18 protein-coding genes and 1 tRNA gene are annotated in these 17209 nt (G+C 52.4%); 5 read left to right on the plus strand and 14 right to left on the minus strand.

Going from position 1 to position 17209, the window contains the following annotated elements:
- The first annotated feature begins 3 nt into the window (after window positions 1-3).
- Both HMPREF2909_RS04035 and HMPREF2909_RS04040 read left to right on the plus strand, forming a co-directional pair.
- On the plus strand, window positions 4-753 hold the full coding sequence (locus HMPREF2909_RS04035; RefSeq protein WP_084797246.1) for a histidine phosphatase family protein: 750 nt from the start codon (window positions 4-6) through the stop codon (window positions 751-753).
- A 67-nt stretch (window positions 754-820) separates the two neighbouring features.
- Window positions 821-893 (plus strand) — tRNA-Ala (locus HMPREF2909_RS04040).
- 182 nt (window positions 894-1075) lie between these two features.
- Here the strand turns inward: HMPREF2909_RS04040 and HMPREF2909_RS04045 are convergent.
- The 9 genes from HMPREF2909_RS04045 to HMPREF2909_RS04090 form a co-directional block, all read right to left on the minus strand.
- Window positions 1076-2629, minus strand: coding sequence for a recombinase family protein (locus HMPREF2909_RS04045; RefSeq protein WP_071415322.1), 1554 nt, complete (start codon window positions 2627-2629; stop codon window positions 1076-1078).
- A complete protein-coding gene (locus HMPREF2909_RS04050) occupies window positions 2629-3879 on the minus strand; it encodes a recombinase family protein (protein ID WP_071415323.1) in 1251 nt (416 codons plus the stop codon). The genes HMPREF2909_RS04045 and HMPREF2909_RS04050 overlap by 1 nt, the downstream gene beginning before the upstream one ends.
- Window positions 3880-3919: 40 nt before the next feature.
- Window positions 3920-4120, minus strand: a complete 201-nt coding sequence (locus HMPREF2909_RS09835; RefSeq protein WP_071415324.1) for an SHOCT domain-containing protein — start codon at window positions 4118-4120, stop codon at window positions 3920-3922.
- A 607-nt stretch (window positions 4121-4727) separates the two neighbouring features.
- Window positions 4728-5576 carry an N-acetylmuramoyl-L-alanine amidase gene (locus HMPREF2909_RS04065; protein ID WP_071415326.1) on the minus strand — a complete coding sequence of 283 codons (849 nt, stop codon included), beginning with the start codon at window positions 5574-5576 and terminating at the stop codon, window positions 4728-4730.
- A 185-nt stretch (window positions 5577-5761) separates the two neighbouring features.
- Window positions 5762-6316 carry a phage holin family protein gene (locus HMPREF2909_RS04070; protein ID WP_071415327.1) on the minus strand — a complete coding sequence of 185 codons (555 nt, stop codon included), beginning with the start codon at window positions 6314-6316 and terminating at the stop codon, window positions 5762-5764.
- A gap of 274 nt (window positions 6317-6590) precedes the next feature.
- Window positions 6591-7028, minus strand: a complete 438-nt coding sequence (locus tag HMPREF2909_RS04075) for a DUF1617 family protein (RefSeq protein WP_071415328.1) — start codon at window positions 7026-7028, stop codon at window positions 6591-6593.
- 30 nt (window positions 7029-7058) lie between these two features.
- Window positions 7059-9719, minus strand: a complete 2661-nt coding sequence (locus HMPREF2909_RS04080) for a phage tail spike protein (protein ID WP_071415329.1) — start codon at window positions 9717-9719, stop codon at window positions 7059-7061.
- Between the two features lie 13 nt (window positions 9720-9732).
- A complete protein-coding gene (locus HMPREF2909_RS04085; RefSeq protein ID WP_071415330.1) occupies window positions 9733-10419 on the minus strand; it encodes a hypothetical protein in 687 nt (228 codons plus the stop codon).
- Window positions 10420-10423: 4 nt separating this feature from the next.
- Window positions 10424-13102 carry a phage tail protein gene (locus tag HMPREF2909_RS04090; RefSeq protein WP_071415331.1) on the minus strand — a complete coding sequence of 893 codons (2679 nt, stop codon included), beginning with the start codon at window positions 13100-13102 and terminating at the stop codon, window positions 10424-10426.
- A 106-nt stretch (window positions 13103-13208) separates the two neighbouring features.
- Here HMPREF2909_RS04090 and HMPREF2909_RS04095 point away from each other — a divergent pair, with 106 nt between their 5' ends.
- Together HMPREF2909_RS04095 and HMPREF2909_RS04100 are read left to right on the plus strand one after the other, a co-directional pair.
- The gene (locus tag HMPREF2909_RS04095; RefSeq protein ID WP_210387859.1) at window positions 13209-13649 is read left to right on the plus strand and encodes a hypothetical protein; all 441 of its coding nucleotides are present in this window, start codon (window positions 13209-13211) and stop codon (window positions 13647-13649) included.
- 3 nt (window positions 13650-13652) lie between these two features.
- The gene (locus tag HMPREF2909_RS04100; protein ID WP_004014542.1) at window positions 13653-13850 is read left to right on the plus strand and encodes a helix-turn-helix transcriptional regulator; all 198 of its coding nucleotides are present in this window, start codon (window positions 13653-13655) and stop codon (window positions 13848-13850) included.
- A gap of 190 nt (window positions 13851-14040) precedes the next feature.
- Here the strand turns inward: HMPREF2909_RS04100 and HMPREF2909_RS04105 are convergent, their stop codons facing one another.
- A complete protein-coding gene (locus HMPREF2909_RS04105) occupies window positions 14041-14469 on the minus strand; it encodes a polysaccharide deacetylase family protein (protein ID WP_022865302.1) in 429 nt (142 codons plus the stop codon).
- A gap of 15 nt (window positions 14470-14484) precedes the next feature.
- Entirely contained in the window at window positions 14485-15093 is a 609-nt protein-coding gene (locus HMPREF2909_RS04110) for a major tail protein (protein WP_022865303.1), read from the minus strand.
- Between the two features lie 97 nt (window positions 15094-15190).
- On the opposite strand from HMPREF2909_RS04110, the gene HMPREF2909_RS04115 reads away from it, so the two are divergent.
- A complete protein-coding gene (locus HMPREF2909_RS04115) occupies window positions 15191-16099 on the plus strand; it encodes a GIY-YIG nuclease family protein (RefSeq protein ID WP_071415332.1) in 909 nt (302 codons plus the stop codon).
- On the opposite strand, the gene HMPREF2909_RS04120 is transcribed toward HMPREF2909_RS04115, so the two are convergent.
- Genes HMPREF2909_RS04120 through HMPREF2909_RS04130 form a run of 3 tightly spaced genes read right to left on the minus strand, consistent with a single transcriptional unit; the run spans window position 16096 to window position 17209 of the window.
- Window positions 16096-16443, minus strand: a complete 348-nt coding sequence (locus tag HMPREF2909_RS04120) for a hypothetical protein (RefSeq protein ID WP_022865305.1) — start codon at window positions 16441-16443, stop codon at window positions 16096-16098. The genes HMPREF2909_RS04115 and HMPREF2909_RS04120 overlap by 4 nt on opposite strands.
- Complete coding sequence (locus HMPREF2909_RS04125; protein ID WP_022865306.1) at window positions 16440-16877, minus strand: HK97-gp10 family putative phage morphogenesis protein; 438 nt, start codon at window positions 16875-16877, stop codon at window positions 16440-16442. The genes HMPREF2909_RS04120 and HMPREF2909_RS04125 overlap by 4 nt, the downstream gene beginning before the upstream one ends.
- Window positions 16877-17209, minus strand: coding sequence for a phage head completion protein (locus HMPREF2909_RS04130; protein ID WP_071415333.1), 333 nt, complete (start codon window positions 17207-17209; stop codon window positions 16877-16879). Before HMPREF2909_RS04130 ends, HMPREF2909_RS04125 begins: the two co-directional genes overlap by 1 nt.

Here is a 17209-nt window from a genome sequence, read left to right on the forward strand (position 1 = left end):
TTTATGACGTCTGCAAAAGAATCCGCGCTCAACGATATTACGGCTAGCTCGCAGGGTTTTGCACATCACGCACGCTTTGTGACGCTTGTTCGTCACGGTCGCACGCAGTATAACGCTGAGCACCGCTTGCAAGGTCAGATTGATATTCCTCTTGACGAGATTGGTCGCTGGCAGGTTGCGCGCACTGCAGAAGATTTGCGTTCTCTCTACGTTGATTCTCAGCCAGAGCGCAAGCAGTTAGTCGTGGCCTCCACGCTGGGTCGCGCTCAGGAAACTGCGCACGCTTTTGCCGATACGCTCGGTTTGGATGTGCAAGTTGATGAGCGTGTGCAGGAGCGCAATTTTGGCGAGCTTGAGGGCATGCCTGTTTCTGAGATGAAGGAGCGTTGGCCGCAAGATTTCGAAAGTTGGCGCAACTTCGGCAATGGTGAGCTTAATCATGGGGCAGAGCCTAAGGATGTTGTGGGTGCGCGCGGCGCGCAAGCGGTGAACGAGTGGGTGCATCGGGTGAATTCCGATACTGAACTTTTTGTTTTCTCGCATGGCGCGTGGATTAACCAGACTGTGAACACGTTGATGGGGTGGAGCGATTTCCACGATGACTTCGCTGACCTTGTAAGCATGTCTAACGGTTTTTGGACGCGTCTGATGCTTTTCGATATGCCTGATGGTAGCGAACGCTACCGTTTGATCGATTATGCACATGGTCCGGTTGCTGCTTACCGCGGAGATTGGAACAATCCGCAGATTTAAGCTTTTGCTCGCAAGACACAGATTGGTTGCACTTTTTCGCACCTTTGTGTATAGTGTAAAAGGCTTTGGGGCTATGGCGCAGCTGGTAGCGCATCTGCATGGCATGCAGGGGGTCACGGGTTCGAATCCCGTTAGCTCCACTAACTGCCTGCTGGTGTTGATACAATTTCGCGCCAGCAGGTTTTGTTTTCGAGTTTTGCTCCAAAAATTGCTTGTTTGCTCCAAAATAGGGGTTACGCGAAATTGTTGTGTTGAGCTGGACAAATAGAAAGCCAGCAACCGAAATGATCGGTGCTGGCTTTCTATTTGGGGAGCTTTGCCGCTATTGCGCTTGTGTGCTGGTTCCGTCTTTCCAGATCACGGTCGCTTTGCCACTTGGTGCTATCTCGATGCGTTGGCACAGGGCGTGGAAGGTGGCGGGGTTAAAGTCGCCTACACTTTCTAGTGTGGTGAGGGTGCGCCGGTAGTGGTTGAGTGTGGCTTTGATGCCTGTGCGCCGTTCAATCTCCGCCGTGGTTGCTTCGTAGGCGGTAATGGTTTCGCGCTGGCGGGTTTCGAGCTGGGTGAAGCGCTGGTGGTAGTCGTCTTGGTTTTGGGAGTGATGCGCATTCGCGTTGATAGCTTGCTCTATCAGTTTCGTGGCGATTTCTACTTCAGCAGCTTGCTCAGCAGCTTTGGTTTCCAGCTCGCTGGTGTCGGTGAGTACGGATTCGAGGAGTTTCCAGTCAATGAGGCCGCGTTGCTCGATGAGCTGGGCGAGCGCGCTCTGGAACATGGCTTGGAGTTGTTCATCGCGCAGGATCGGCATTTTACCTGGGTGAGGTGTAGAGAATTTGTGGTTGCATTGCCAGATGACGGCGCGATACTTGCTTGTGGAGTGCCACGTTTTGCTGCCATAGGCTGCGCCGCAGTGAGTACAGTAAACCTTGCCTGTGAACACTCGCTCGCGTCGGCCGTTACCTCGAGCCGCGAATTCCGCTTGGGTGAGTTCCCACGTTTCAGGGTCGATGATGGCTGGGTGAGATCCGGTCACGTAATACTGGAGCACTTCGCCCTCGTTGGTTTTCACAGCCTTGGTGAGGAAATCGACGGTGAAGGATTTTTGTAGCAGAGCATCGCCTTTATATTTCTCGTTGGTGAGGATGGATTGGATGGTGGTGTGGCTCCATTTGTGTTTACGCCGAGGGGTCAGTATTCCGTCCGCATCTAATGATGCCGCGATTTGGGGGATGCTCATGCCTTCGAGGTAGTGGCGGTAGATGCGGCGTACTGTTTCGGCTTGCTCAGGGTTAATGACGGGCTTGCCGCCTGGGCCGCGGTCGTAGCCGAGGAAGTTCTTGAATGGCATATTTACTTTCCCGTCGGCAAAGCGTTTACGCTGACCCCACGTGACGTTCTCGGAGATGGATCTGGATTCTTCTTGGGCAAGGCTTGACATGATGGTGATGAGGAGTTCGCCTTTGGAGTCGAGGGTCCAGATGTTTTCTTTCTCGAAAAACACCTCCACGCCTTTATCTTTCAACTTCCTCACGGTTGTCAAGGAGTCGACGGTGTTGCGAGCAAAACGGGAGACGCTTTTGGTGACGATTAAGTCGATTCTTCCTGAGAGAGCATCAGCTATCATGCGGTTGAATCCGTCACGGTGTTTCGTGGAAGTGCCAGAGATTCCTTCATCGGTGTAGATGTCGACGTATTGCCAGCCGTCGTGGTTTTTGATGTAGTGCTCGTAATAATCCACTTGCGCCTCATAGGAGTTCGCCTGGTCAGCGTCATCGGTGGAGACGCGAGCATACCCAGCTACGCGGCGAAGCGAGGGCAAAGCCGTGGGTGAGGTGTGTATCTTTTTGGTGGCAGGGATAGCGGTAATCCGTGGCATCAGGCAGTCACCTCCTCACCGGTGCGGCAGTTAATCGTGGCAGTGTTCCCACTGCTGAGGTGGATGGTCAGGACCCAGTTTGGGCTGGCCTCGATCTGCTCGATTTGTTCGATAACCTGTTGGTTGTCCCAAGCATGAAGCCCAAGTAGGCGTTTGATGATGGCGTGCAGGTGTTCTTCTCGTAGTTGATGAGCATGACAGGGGTTGCCCTTGCCTTTCGTGGCGGTTTCGCACCACCAGTATTTATAAGTCGAGTGTGCCAAGCGGCGGGTACGCCGATGATAGTTCCTGCCACAGATAGTGCAGGTGATACGGTGCGTAAGAGCGCTACTGCCACCGGTTGGGGTCAAGCCGCGTCCGCCCGTGGCACGCCGCCTAGCTAGCTCTGCTTGAACGGCATAAAAAACGCTACGCTCGATAATCGGCGGGTGGGAGTCTTCCACAATATATTTATCCAGCTCGCCACGATTCAGAGTCGGTGTGTTATCTCCGGCGTGAGCACTGAAGTACTGTTGCAAGATTGCGGTACCGATATAGGTGGGGTTCTCCAGCCAATCGCGGGTCACCGAGGCGCTGAACTTGCCGCCACCACGTGAACGCAAACCCTCTTGGTTCATTTGTTTGCAGGTTTTCTCCGGGCTGATACCTTCAAGAAACTCGGCAAACACACGCCGCACAATCACGGCTTCTTCTTCAATAATGTCGAGCTGGCCGTGGTGGTAGAGGTATCCATAGGGGTGGCGCGAATGCAACAGCCCATCCTTGTACTTTTTACGGATGCCCCACTTCGCATTAGCCGAGATAGATTCGGATTCAGCTTGCGCGAACGAGGCTAGTAAAGTGAGGAGGACTTCGCCTTCAGCGTTAGCGGTGTCGATGTTTTCACGTTCAAAACGCACGCTCACCCCAGCAGCTTTCAGGGCTCGCACAGTGGTGAGTAGGTCGACGGTGTTGCGAGCGAACCGCGAGATGGATTTGGTGAGAATAATGTCGATGCTCCCTGCGAGTGCTTGCTCGATCATCTGGTTGAACTCGCCGCGCCCCGAGATAGACGTACCTGTCGTTGCGTAGTCGCTGTAGACCCCGGCGTATTCCCAGCCCGGGGTGTTCGTGATGAGCTTGTTGTAGTAGGAGACCTGAGCAGAGAACGAGTGGGTGAGGCGCTCGGATTCGCGTGAGACCCGCACATACGCCGCTACCCGCGTGAGCTTCAACGCTGCTGGTTTGGGTGGTAGTTTGCGGATTTTCATGCGCGTCTCCTTGTATCACGTTCGGTGTGAACCTTTGCTTCTATACATCACTCTGAAGCCCAGATTTATCCAGTGGCTGTGGCAATAACAGCGCCATAATCGCAGGATGATACGAACCAATGAGAGTATCTCGTATCCGCTGATAATCAGCCTGAGAGATGGCACCGGCTACGCGGAGTTTTTCGGCAAGTGCGAGCGTGACCCTGCAGACTGCCTCATGTTTCATCTGAACCGCTTTCATGCCGTGCCTCTGTGGGTCACGTAGCAGGCATGGGAGCAATACTTGCGTTTCTTGTTGCCGTAGGCAGTGAATGTGGTTGCGCAGCCAGCGCAGGTGAAGATATAGATAGCAGTGCGCCTTTTCGCCTCAGGGTGTGCTTTCCACCAGGCACGCCGATGCTCCTCGCTACAAAAACGCTGCTGCTTACCGTCGGTACGTCGATATAGACGACCCCCACACCACGGGCACCAACCGAGCACATCATCAGGAACACGGGTGGTGCTTGCTGGAAGGTCATTAACAAAACGAAGAACCGATGTTGGTGGCAAACCCAGGATCTGGCTAATGCGCCGATATGGTACGTGGTCAGCATGCAGTTGCTGGATTGCGTGCTGTTCTCTGGTATCAAAACCCATAGCGTGCTCCTAACTCGATGAACTTGCTTTCGCTTTAAGCCACCCCAGAAGCCCAATCCGGACGGTCTATTTCTGCAATGGCGCTATACGTCCGTGAAGAAGAGGCGAACTGGATGGGTAGAAACAAAAAAAGAGCCACCCCAGCAAGACGGTGACGTCTCGCCAGAGCGGCTCTTATTCAGCGTGGTTATTCAGTTGTTGTCCTCGGCTGGTTAACCAAGGATTTGGTTGACGCGGTTTTGTACCTGTTGGTAGCTGTAGCCAGCATTGGTGAGACGGTTGTAGCGTTCCCGGCCGTTACCCCAATCCCCACGAATCACCTCACGCGCCAGGGTCTCGATGGACTTGCCCGCAGGTTTGGATTTGAGCCCGAGGATTTCGTTGACGCGGGCTTGCACGGCGTCGTAGTTGAACCCGGCCGCGGTGAGCCGCTGGTAGCGCTCGTTCCCGTTACCCCACGAACCATTGATGACTTCACGTGCGAGCGTGTCGATGCTCTTACAGCCAGTAGGCGCAGGCTTCGAGGCAGGTGCTGGCGTAGCTGACGCTTTGCTGGAGGCCATTTGGTCGTACCAGTAGATGGCTCTGGCCATGTAGGTTGCGTGTTGGGATCCGGCTATGGAGGCGGGGCATTCGGTTGCGGAAAAGTCGCGGTGTCCGAATACGTTTTTACCCCAACAGGGTCGGCCGAGCTTGTAATAGTGGCACAGGGCGGCGACCAGGTGCGCCCCGTTTTCTAGGCAGGCATCGGAGATACGGTAGGGGTGGGTGGATGCGTCTGCGTGTTCGATTCCAATCGAGGTGGTGTTGGCTACCCAATTTCCCGCGTGCCAGGCAGTATCCCGGTCCCAGACGAGTTGGCCGATGCGGCCACTGGTTTCTACTTGGTAGTGCGCGGAGGCGGGTCGGGTTTGCCATACGTTCCAGCATCCTTGTATGGAAAGGTTTCCATCGTTGTGGTGCAGGATGATTTTGTTGATGGATCGGCCTTGTCTGCCTTTGGTGAAGTGTTTGTTCATCAAAAGGTTCAGGTCAGCTTCTAGAGTGTTCCAGTTCTTCATTTTGGGTTCTCCGTTTCTTTGTTGGTTGGTTTAGCCGGTGGCCAGGATAAAAAGTGCGATCAGGTAGATAAGCGGGGTCATTATCCATGAAAGGAATATGGCGAAAAGGAGCCAGATCCCGGCGGTAAGTAGCGTTAAGACTGTTAGGAGTGCCAGGAATTTAAGAATTGTTTTCATGCATGTTTTCATGGTTTTTCTTTTTCGTCGGGGAGGGCGTGTTGGGGCAGATATTTGCCCGGGCTGGTCTGGTCTGCGTGGGGGATGGGCGGGGAGTATTTATCTGGACTGCTCGCCCGAGCGGGTGGTGTTGAGCCGGTTTTTAAGGCGGGCTGGTTTTGACCGGTTTGCTTGATTGTGTCTAATGCTTGTTTTAGTCCGCCCGGGATCGGCAGACCTAACAGTGCAGCGTTTTCGAGGACGGAGATGCCCTCGTTGGATAGGTAGAAGAAGATGGTGGCGGTGCGTAGCACTCCGGGGGTGCCAAGAACATGCACATCCAATAAGTGGGCGAGTCCGATGAGGGCGAAGATTAGAATTTTGCGGGCGATACCGCGAAACCCTACCGAGCTGGATAGTTTGTGGGCGTTGATTGCGGCTAGTATTCCGGTGGCGTAGTCGATGATGGTGAAGGCTACGATGGCGTAAAGCAGGGAGTCGGTTCCACCGAGAAAGGCTCCTAGCCAAGCACCTATAGCGGTGATGGCGCCTTGGAATAGCATCCAAATGGTTTTGATAGACAAAATTCTTGCTGTCCTTTCAAAATAGTTAACGGGTTAGGGAAAGCGTGGGGGATTGCGGATATAAGAAATGCCTGCACAAGGCAGGCATTGAAACTTCAAACAAGGCGGCGCTATTCGGTTTGTATTTGGGAGCGCCTTAGGGCTTGCAGCGTGAGGCGGGTGATATCCATAGTGTTTTTTCTAGGTATCACCATTACACGATTGTCTGTGTTTTTTGTTTTTCCTGGCGGGGCGGGTTTTGGGTCAGAAGGGATCGGGATTATCGCTTGCTCAATCATGAGGTTTCTCCTTTGCTTATGGCTTGTTCTACTGCTTCGCTTAACGCACAGAATGCTTCTGCTTGTTGCCCGGCGAGCTCGCCGTCGTAGGTTTCTATTAGGCTTTTTACTTCTTGGAGATGGTTTTGGTAGGTAGGCCCAGATACTTCGGCCAGGGAATCGAATAGGCTTTGACGGGCACTGAAGAATTCTTGGGCTTTTTCTGGGCATGCCAGGGTGAATGTTCCCCCAGCATCGATGCGGGGTTTGCCGTTTTCGTTTAGGGAGGCGTATTGGGTTACCAGTTCGTATTCGTCATCGCTAAAACGCTTGGTGGCCTGTCTTACCAGGTCTAGTAGTTTGGTTCTAGCTCTAGAAGGGCCAGGTTTAAGACTCATGGCAGCTAATAGTTCTGTTAGTCCGGTTAGGTGCTTGTTAGCTATCCAAATTTTCATGACGTATTCCTTTCTTGAATCGAGCCTGGTTTAGGCAGTGTTGGTAGACATTGGTTGATACCCGGTGTTATGGAAGTAGGTCCAGGAGATGGTGCCATCGGCTTTGGAGGTTATGGTGCTGATCCATCCCTGGTTAAGCAGCCCGATGAGCCCGTTTACCCGGCTCATAAGGTCTGAGAGCCGGTCGAAAAGTCGGGTCATGTTATAGAACGTGCCGTTGGTGACGATCATGACGTCATAGGTGTGGAATACTACTTTGGCTAGCTTTGTCGGCCCGACCCATCCTGGATGCGTGCCCCTATCGGTTAGTACACAATCTTCCAAGGTGACCGATCTGTTTTCGGTGGTATAGAACTTGTAACCATTCGTGCGCAGATCAGCCCCAAGGTGGATGCCAGCCGAATCATAAAACCTTCCCTTTGGGTCTAGGGTCAAACACGTGAAATAGTCCCCGTTTGGAGTGTCTTGGTAGGTCCAGGCAACATAGTCACCCTCGTTAGCTAGGGAGGTGGAGATACCCTCTATTTCCTCATGATCCTTTTTATGGCCCCTGCCTAGCTGTCCGATATATCGATTCCCGTACCAAAACTGCATCCCGGTACTAGCGATTTTTCCTTCCAGTTCCGAACCGTTATACCAAGAGATCTGGGTGGGGTTGATGCGAATATTGCTTGTCCATCCGGCAAGACCAACTTGGATAGCGTTAGCGGAAAGCTTATCTGCCGTAATGGATGCCGCTCCGATCCGGTTGGCATCAAGCAGACCAGTGGTGATCTTGCTGGCATCTATGTAAGCAATCTTCGCCGAGGTGATAGCAGCGTCGCGGATCATTACTGTTTGGATGTATCCGTTAGCAATCGTGAGCTTATCGCTAGTGATGCTCCCGGCGGCAATCCGCGCGGACGCTAGGGTACCGGTGGTTATTTTATCGGCGGACAGCTCACCGATTTTGGCGTTAGTGATAGCCGCATCGGCAATCATTGCGGTACCGATTACGGCGTCATCTATTGAGGTTTGCCCACTGATGTGTACTTTTGCTGCATCAATCAAAACGGTTTCATTCGACAGATTGATTTGGGTAATAATCTCGGCTCTTTTAACTCTCAGGTTCACGTTGTCTGAAACCATCGTCAAGGAGGAGTTAATGTTTTTGGTTTCATCTGCTACCTGCACTTTGAACGCTTCTAGAGCATTTTGGGTGCTGGTAGCATCCTGGAGGGCTTTTTCGGCCCGCGCTTTTGCAGTCGCTGTATCGCTACTGGTTTTTACTAGCTCGCTTTGGGTTTGTTTAAGGCTTGCTTGGACTTGCTCAACGCTAGCGTTTGCTTGCGCGATCTGGGTTTTAGCTGCTTGCAGGTTCGCCGCCAGTTGGGCCCCGTTCAAATCGGTGGCAAGACTGACCCACCTGGGCTGGCCAGTATCGGTGGCCTTATAGATCCAGATTCCTACTTGCTCACCATTGTCTTTAAACCACACATCCCCCAGCCGGGCGGATACTGGTTGGGTGGTGCCATAGTGGTTGGTGTTTTTCCCGTCCGCGCTAGCTAGCGCAATACTTGCCACCTGCTGGGCTTGGATAGCCTGGCTGCGGGCAGCGGTGATGGTGTGGGTGATGTCGGTGAATTTAGGAGCGGTGCTGCCTAGCTCAATGCTTATATATTCTTGGCCAAGTGGGTTGTAGTCATAGGCCAGGATCCGCGAGGTTAACTCCACGCCTAAGTCGCTATGGCGTACGGTCACGGTATCACCCAAGGATAGGGTTTCTACCTCGCGCAGATCTGCGTATTCTTTGGCGCTGGCAAGGTCAACAAATGAAATCTTGTAGGCACAAGATGGCTGATCAACCTGGCCAAGTTTGTACTCGCTTTTGGCTAGGGCGCGCAGCCATGCGTGTGCTTGCTCTAGGGGCAGTTCGTCCTCGCGTGGCTTGCCTGGGTCTTTGATTGCCTTTACTTGCCCATAGCGGATGACCTTGATGCGCGGGGCAACATAATCACCTATGCGCGGAGAATCCACGTACAGTTCAGGTAGGAGCAGACCGTCGTAACCAACCGGCAAAATCCGGGTAACTATGGTGGTGTAGTCCAGGCTCGATTCGTATCCGGACAGGTTCTTACGATCCCTTATAACCACGCCATGATTAGCGCCTATGCGCGGCGCGTGGTGGATGTGCCAGTTATCGAAAGTAAGCTCGCCGCCCCAACGCGAAATAAAACTGTTGTCGCTGTCATCTAACAGAGCCGCGCTGAGTGGGGTTCTAACTATGCGGGCAGAGGATCGACGCGAGTTATCTGAACTGCTAGCGCTAAAACCGTGCGGGCTATTGGCTGCCCCTAGCAGCTGATCCAGGGCGGCTTTAGCGGTTTTGTTTACCACATAGGTGTCAGCGATAAGGTTGGCAGAAAGGTCATAAAATACGTGATGGGCAACTACCTCGAGTATCCCGTCAAGGCTGGTGGTGACCTCGCTGATACGAAATCCTTGCCGGACGTTTATTCCTGGAACCGGGGCGGCCACGATGTTTTCTATTACCAACAGGTTCGCTGCTGGCCCATCTACCGGGTAGGAAAATGTTAGGGAAAACTTTCCGTTTAGTTCCTGAGTGACCATCGGGTCGATAACGTGGCGATCTAGCACCGCTAACCCACTGGCAGTAAAATCCCTAGCGCTACGATCATGAATCGTAATCATGGGTTAGTCCTTTCTACAAGGTACGCCAGTTACCTTGGATTTCGATTCTTGAAATACCTGTGCCCAGCTCGATGTGGTTAGTGCCAGGAGAAAGTTGCGGGAAGGGCCCTGAAATCCCGTTGGTTTGGGTTTTACCTGCAACGTGGGCTGTAAGCCGGGGACTATCGATAGTTAATTGCCCGCTAGGAGCAGAAACTATCAAAGCAGTATCGTTTATTTTTAGTTCCAACTCCCCGGTACCAAAAACAGTTATTACCGGATCGGAAGCTAAAAGACCAGGATTACTAATCGTGCCCGAAGCGTTTAAAGTTAGCTGTTTAAGCCCAGTTTCCAGGTAGGTAAACGGCTGGCAGCAAAGCTCGGCTTCAAACATTACCCAAGTGGCCATCGAAGGCAGCACTGGTGATATTTTGACGTGTTTAAGATACCTGAACATGCCAGGCTCACCGCTAAACCCAATCGTGTGGGCTTGGGTGAGTAAGTAAGCGGCTTTGCGGAATGCTTCCAGCCCGCCACGCACCGATAGTTTCAAAGTTATTTCACTGTCTTGCCACCCTTTAAGGCGGGTAAGAGTGCCGGCCCGCCCGGACACCTCAATATCGTCTACACCCATGGCGGCAGTAGGGATCTCTACAGGTGCGCAAAAACGGATACCCAGGCTTTTAGAGCTAACCTTATGGTCGAGAACAAACCCGTACATTGTTTTACACCCCCGCAGCTAGCAGATTGGCTCGCCGAGATAGCCGTGATAGTTGCTGATCAATTTTGGGTGCGAGTTTGCCGACCAGCGTCCCATCACTTAAAACAACCTTGATATCCAAACCCTCAAGAATCCGGGCAGCTGTAGCATCTGCTACCCCTTGAACATCAACGCTGTAAGTTTTAGCTTCCTTTTCGGTTTGCGATGTTTGGTTAACTGGGGCAGGGGTCAGATCGGTGCTTGGCAAAGACAAATCCTCGCTGACCTTGATAGGTACGTTAACTCCGTTAGTTAACTCGCCCATAGCGTCCATGGTGTCTTTTGCCATGTTTGCTGCCGCATCGGCGGCCTTATGGCCTCGTGAGGTTATTGCTCCGGCTAGACCAGCAACTAGCATGTCACCAACCCACGCCATTTGCTTAGAAGGAGAATGGATACCGAAAAATCCGAGAATCCCATTCCAGATTGAGGACACCCAGTTAGAGACCCGGTTCCACAACCAACCTGCTAGTGACTGAATGCCTTGCCATAACCCAGAAACCAGGGATGCTCCGGCGTTGATCATCTGCCCGACCCCGCCCAGCACTGCTTGAACAATGCTGTAGATAATCCTCGGGATAGCCGAAACGACAGTGCCGATAATGGTCGGTAAAGCCCGAATTAGACTGGTTAATAGTTGGATGCCAGCTTGTACCAGAAGGGGGATAGCCCCACCAATAGCAGACAATATGGCAGAGATGATTTGAGGTAAAGCCCCCACAATCGCGTTAATAATAGTTGGTAACGCCCCTATAAGAGCCGTCAACAGTTGCACGCCCGCGTTAATCAACTGTGGGATTGCCTGGATGATCGCGCTAAGGATAGCGGTAATAATCAAAGGTAAAGTCCCGGTGATAGCGGTAATAATTTCTGGCAAGGCACCAACCAGCGCGGTTAACAGCTTGATGCCAGCTTCGATGATCTGGGGGACGGCTCCGATTAAGAAAGAAATAATCGCACCAATCAACTCCGGCAAAGCCTCAACAAGCACCGGGATAGCCGCAATCAAACCTTGCGCAAGACCGATAATTAACTGTAGGGCTGCATCCAAAATAAGTGGCAAATTATCGATGAGCCCCTGGATCATGGTCATCAGCATTTCTACCGCCGCCGGGATCAGCTCCGGTAGAGCCTGGCCGATACCAGCAACCAAGGTGGCGATAATCTGAACCGCAGCCTCTAACAGACTCGGAAGTGCCTCAATAATCGCTTCCACCAATGCCACAATCAACGTCACGGCAGTTTCCGCCAAGGAAGGCAGAACAGCGATAATGCCCTCCAACAAAGCAGTCAAGATACTCATCCCGGTATCCACCACTTGCGGAAGCTGGCTAGAAATAAACTCCAGGGCTTCTTTCAAGATCTGTCCCAGGGCGTCGATAAAGGCAGGGGCGCCCCCGGTCTCGAACGCGCCGGTGAGTTCATCGACCCAACCATTAACCATCGGCATCACCGTGCCAGCCAAAGCCGTGGTCAAACCTCCAGCCAATAGACCTTTAAGGTTATCGACCCCGTCTTTTAACGTAGCGAGTTGACCAGAAAAGGTTTTGGACTGGGCATCCATCGCCCCATAAAACCGTCCACCCTCACTTGTGGCACTAGCAAACGCATCCGCAACCATATCCGCACTGATCGCGCCCTTAGCCATTTCTTCTTTGAGCTCACCGATACTTTTACCGGTCTTACGGGAAATCTCCTCTAAAGGGTTGAAGCCTGCGTTAATCATCTGGTTCAAATCCTGACCAGTCAGCTTGCCAGTAGAGCTCATTTGAGCAAACGCCAACGTGAGGGATTCGAACTTTCCAGCATCCCCCTGGCTGATATCACCTAACTGTTTGATCCGTACCTGGGACTCTTCAGCGCTCATGCCGAACCCCATCAACGTTTGGGTGGCCTTGGCTAGATCCTCCATCCCAAACGGAGTACGAGCCGCTTCCAACTTGAGGTTATTAACCAGTTTCTGAGCCTTGGCTTGATCACCCAGCATCGTGGTAAACGAGGTGGTGTATTGCTCCATCCGGGCGTTATAGTCCAAACCATCCTTTAAAGCCCCGACCATGCCCCGCCCAATAGAAGAAATAGCATGCCCAATAGCTTTAACCCCACCAACAACAGCTTCCGCTGCCAGGCTGGCTTTAAGCACATCACCAAAAATGCGGGTCTTCGAACTGGTACCGTCCATCTGCGAACCCAGCTCATCTACAGCATTTTCTAGGTGTCCGGTGTCCTTAGCTGCAGTTTTCGCATCATCACCCGCACCGTCAGCCTCATCAGCAAACTTGGAAAGAGCACAATTATTCTCTTTAAGCTCACCCTCAAGACCATTCAAAGTCGCCTGAGCGTTATTGAGCTGAATCTGCCAATTCTTCGTTCGAGAATCATTTTCCCCAAAACTGGTAGCCGAGTTATCAAGAGCGCTCTTAAGGGTCTGGATCTTAGATTTTTGCGCCTCAATCTCTTTACCCAAAACCTGGTTACGAGAAGTCAACGCTGAAGCTGACTTATCGTTCTTATCGAACTGAGAAGCCACCAACTTCATCTCGGATCCCAAAACCCGCATCTCACGATTAATATCCGTGATCGCGCGCTTAAACTCCCGCTCACCCTCAAGGCCAATCTTCAAACCAAAAGACGAATCAGCCATGGGAGGGATCCTTTCACAAATAATGTCAAATACACTTGACGTAAAGCGTCTTTGACATTAGGGTGGTGGTTGTTAGAGCAGATTAGGAGAATGTATGGAGCCCATCGTGGAAGAGGTAACTACCAAACGACCAGCGTGGGGGTATGTGCGCAAAACGAAGATCCCAGCGATCTTCCCGGCGGTGCCCGTAGGGGCGTTACTGGCGATTGGTGCCGCCGTGTTCAAGGTGGCGGCCAATCCGACTGGCCCGCACCGATGGGCGGCGGTGGCGATACTCGCAGCCTGTTTGGCCGGTCCTCTCATCGCCTTGGTGTGGATGCTAATCGTTGACCGCTCAAGTCTGCCGGGGGCGACCGCCCATCCAGAACAAGCCGTGGAGCACCACTGGCACTCGCTCGCAGCCACGAACACTTTCCTAATCACCATCGCAGCAGCAGGCATCGGCGCAGCAGTAACATCAGGTAACGTCTCATTCGTGTTGGCAGGAATTGTCGTGTTCGAATTCCTTGTCTACGGGATTTCCTATTTGTGGGCGAAACACAGGTAAGTCGTGAAAAACAATCTCGTCACGCTCCGCAAACAGGCCGGCTGGTCACAAGAAAAACTCGCCGAACTACTCGGAGTCAGCCGCCAAACCGTGATCTCCATCGAAAAAGGACGCTTCGACCCCTCCCTGCCCTTAGCCTTTACTATCGCGAAAACCTTCAACTGCAAGATTGAAGACATCTTCACCCCAGACGACGCCTAGACCCCTTCAGGTACCACATCATCAATAAACCAGATGCGTTTCGGCTGGGCTCTGCCGGTTTCGATGCGCCAACAATCCACCAGGTCCAATAGTTCACCGAATATGGTCAGTTCGATTTGCCTGCGGGTCAGTCCCAGGTGGGCGAGCCCGATATAGGTCAGGCGGGTAAAAATTGCCTCATCACTATCTATTAGGTGTCCTTTTTCCTGGTTTGCCCTTTTGGGTCTGGGGCCTCGGTCATGATTGCTCGCCGGGTGCCGCGTTGGAGTGCCTGGGCGATAGCCTCCCGATAGTCAGCTAAATCTGCAGGCACAGTTAGTAACTCCACCGCTTCTGCGGTCAGCTCTGGGCGCTTATCGTCTGGATGGGTGAGGTTGTGTATTTGTACGGACTGGTTAGCGAGCAGGGCGATGAGCCAGATTACCTCACCGAGCGACTTATCCATATCTTCGCTAGTTTCCAGGGCTTGACCTAAATGTTCTAGACCTCCGTAACGTTGAGCTATCAGGCGGGTCGCGCGGGTAGTGAGGACGAGTTCGTATTCTTGACCTGCGATAGTGATTGTCGCGCTTTTTAAAGTGGGGCTATCGGCCGGGTTTGTTTGGGTTTTCGCTGTCATGGCTTACCTGCTGTTCTAGTTGTTTGTCGGTTTAGGGCTGGTTGTAGCGGCAGGCTCATACACCTGGGTGTACCAGCCAGTAATGGTTTCTGGCTTGACGCCGACCGCTCCTTCGGTGACTTCGGCTTTCCACGGGTGCTTTCCGGTAGCGTCTGGTTTGTTACGCCGCAGGATCGTTCCCTCAATACTCGGGGTAGAGAACGTGATCGAATCAGCTTTGGTTGCCAGCGTGGTTCCCGGCAGAGCAAATTTGATGCGGTAAAGCCAAAAATACTGGTACTTCCCGTTAGAGCGTGCAGCTCTAAAACCAATAGCCACGGGTGCGCCACCATCCTCAGAAGTGCTGATAAGTACCCCGTTGGCGTCCAGTCTCGCACCAGTTAAGGCAGCTGCAGTCTCTGCCCCGAGATCATCAACCCCAAGAGTGAGGGTTCCAGATTTGAATTCCTTGACAATCTCGGATGCCCCGTCATCGGCATACAAAATTGCCTCAGCCACCTCCACAGACAATTCTGCGGATATTGCTTTAGCGAGCGGTTTAGGAACGGCATAGGTTTCCTCACCGCTGGTGGGATCTTCGCTAATGCTCGCGTAGTAGAGCTTGTCTAAACCAATAGTTGCCATGGTATTTCCTTTCTGTTGGATCCTCGTATTGAGGGGTGATCTGTTTTTCTCGGTTATTCTTGAGGTTAGGTGCGTGTGAACGAGGGGCGTGGTTGTGATGGCGAGTGGTAAAGCGGTAGAGCTTTTTATGGTCGATGGAACCCCGGGAGGTATGGCTACTGCGGGGATAGCGGATTGGACGGGGATCGTCACCTCTGCACGCCGCGATCAACTTTCCCAGCTTTATAAGCGAGAGGAAGCCAATAGTAACGGCGTATATATCCTTCTCGGTAATGACCCCGAAGCTATCGAGAACACCTGGTGCTATATCGGCAAGACAGAAAACTTTGTAGAGCGCTTACGCGATCATGACAAAAAGAAGCCGCAGTGGGAAAAGGTCGTTATTATTGCTAGCTTGCAACGATCTTTTAACGAGGGACATTGGGGTTATTTAGAAGCCCGTCTGGTTGAAATCGCTAAGAATGCTGAGCGCTGTTCTATGCCTGATAACAAACAAACTCCTCGGGTTAGGAAGCTTTCTGAAGCGCAACGAGCATCAGCAGAGTCATTCTTAGACAATATGAAGCTGATTTTGCCGATCCTGGGGGTCAACGTTTTGCGTTCCCCAGAAAATACTGTGCAACCAGATAACGCTCAGATAGTTTCTTCACCTGTTTTTCATCTACATAGACAAAGAGATCGGATCGATGCCTCGATGCAGCTTATCGATGGAGAGTTTTTCCTCCTCAAGGGGTCAATCGTGGTTGCTAGCTGGGAAACCAGTAAAGCCAGAAGCCAGGCAACGGTTAATTCGTATGCGGCTATAGCTAGTCGTCACCAAAAGCTAGTTAGTGATGGATCAATCCGCATAGACAATGATTGCGGCGTGGTCACCCGGGATATTGCTTTTACTTCTCCTTCTGCCGCAGCTGCCATAGTGTTAGGTACCACCGCCAATGGTAGAGCTCGCTGGGTCAATGATGAGGGACAAAATTATGGAGCCTGGGAAGAAACCAATAACTCCTAGAAAGTAGTCGGCGAATAATCCGCGATGTCGATTGAATAGTGGTGGTAGCCGGTATCGTCCTCGTATCCGATATAGCGCCTGGCTGTAATAACTAGGCGAGCGCTAATTAGAGCTTTCGTGATCTGGTCTCTTAGTGCCAAGTAGTTGGTTTTTGTGAACAGGCTGATTCGGGCTTCTTCTATTTCGACGCCTGGGGTGTTGTCGGCGAAGATCTCGAAAGAATCTGTTAACGGGGTGAAGACTAGATACGTGTCTGGGGCTGGGGAATCGGTGTAGCAGCTGACTGCATAGGCGAGCCCAAGTTGTTTAGCGATGTGGCTTAGGTTTTCTAAAAGCCCGCTCATGGTTTCACCTGCTGGATTCGCGCGGCCAGGGTTTGTTTCATTGCGGCTATTGCGGCTCGCCTGGTTTGTGAACGCGTAGGGGCTAGGAAGGGTCTAGCGGGCTGGTTGGAGCGCCCGTGTTCAAGAACGTTAGCGATTAGTGCGTTAGCTCTACCATCGTCTCGGTTCTCGGCGAAACCAACTTTAACGTTATAGTCTCCGCGGCTATTGACTTTTACTGGCGCGGTTCCTAACGCTTTGGCGAGCTGACCGGTAGAACGGGAGGGCTGTTTCGTTGAGCTGCCGATGGCGGCAGAAAGGTTAGAACGCATACGCGGCTCCACGATATTAGCCCCGGCTTTAAGTACTTGCTCAGCGGAGTTATCAAGAATGTTGCTGGCTGAGTCGAGTGCGTCAATGAAATCGTTGGGAAGCTTTATTTGTACGCGAGCCATCAGAGTGCTCCTTCTGCTTCGGTGCGGTGAGCCAAAATCTCGACATAGCGGCCGAGGTATTCGACCGCATCAATAACACACCTGCCACGTGCGGAGCTGATTTCCATCGCCTCGGTTATTTTTACGCCGGGTATTGCTCGGATCCTAAATAACAGGTCTGCTTTGGTGTAGGCGGCGCGGTTGACCCAAACCGGTGAAGCGTGCCGCACCTGCATAAATGCGCGCACCGAAGCAATAATTTCGTCACCAGTAGTGGCGAACCCGGCAGCGTCCTTAACCACTACAGGTTGTATTAGGTCGATGTGCTCGCTCATTTTGCCTAGCGTTGCCAC

The organism is Alloscardovia sp. HMSC034E08 (assembly GCF_001813415.1).
Taxonomy (GTDB): Bacteria; Actinomycetota; Actinomycetes; order Actinomycetales; family Bifidobacteriaceae; genus Alloscardovia; species Alloscardovia omnicolens.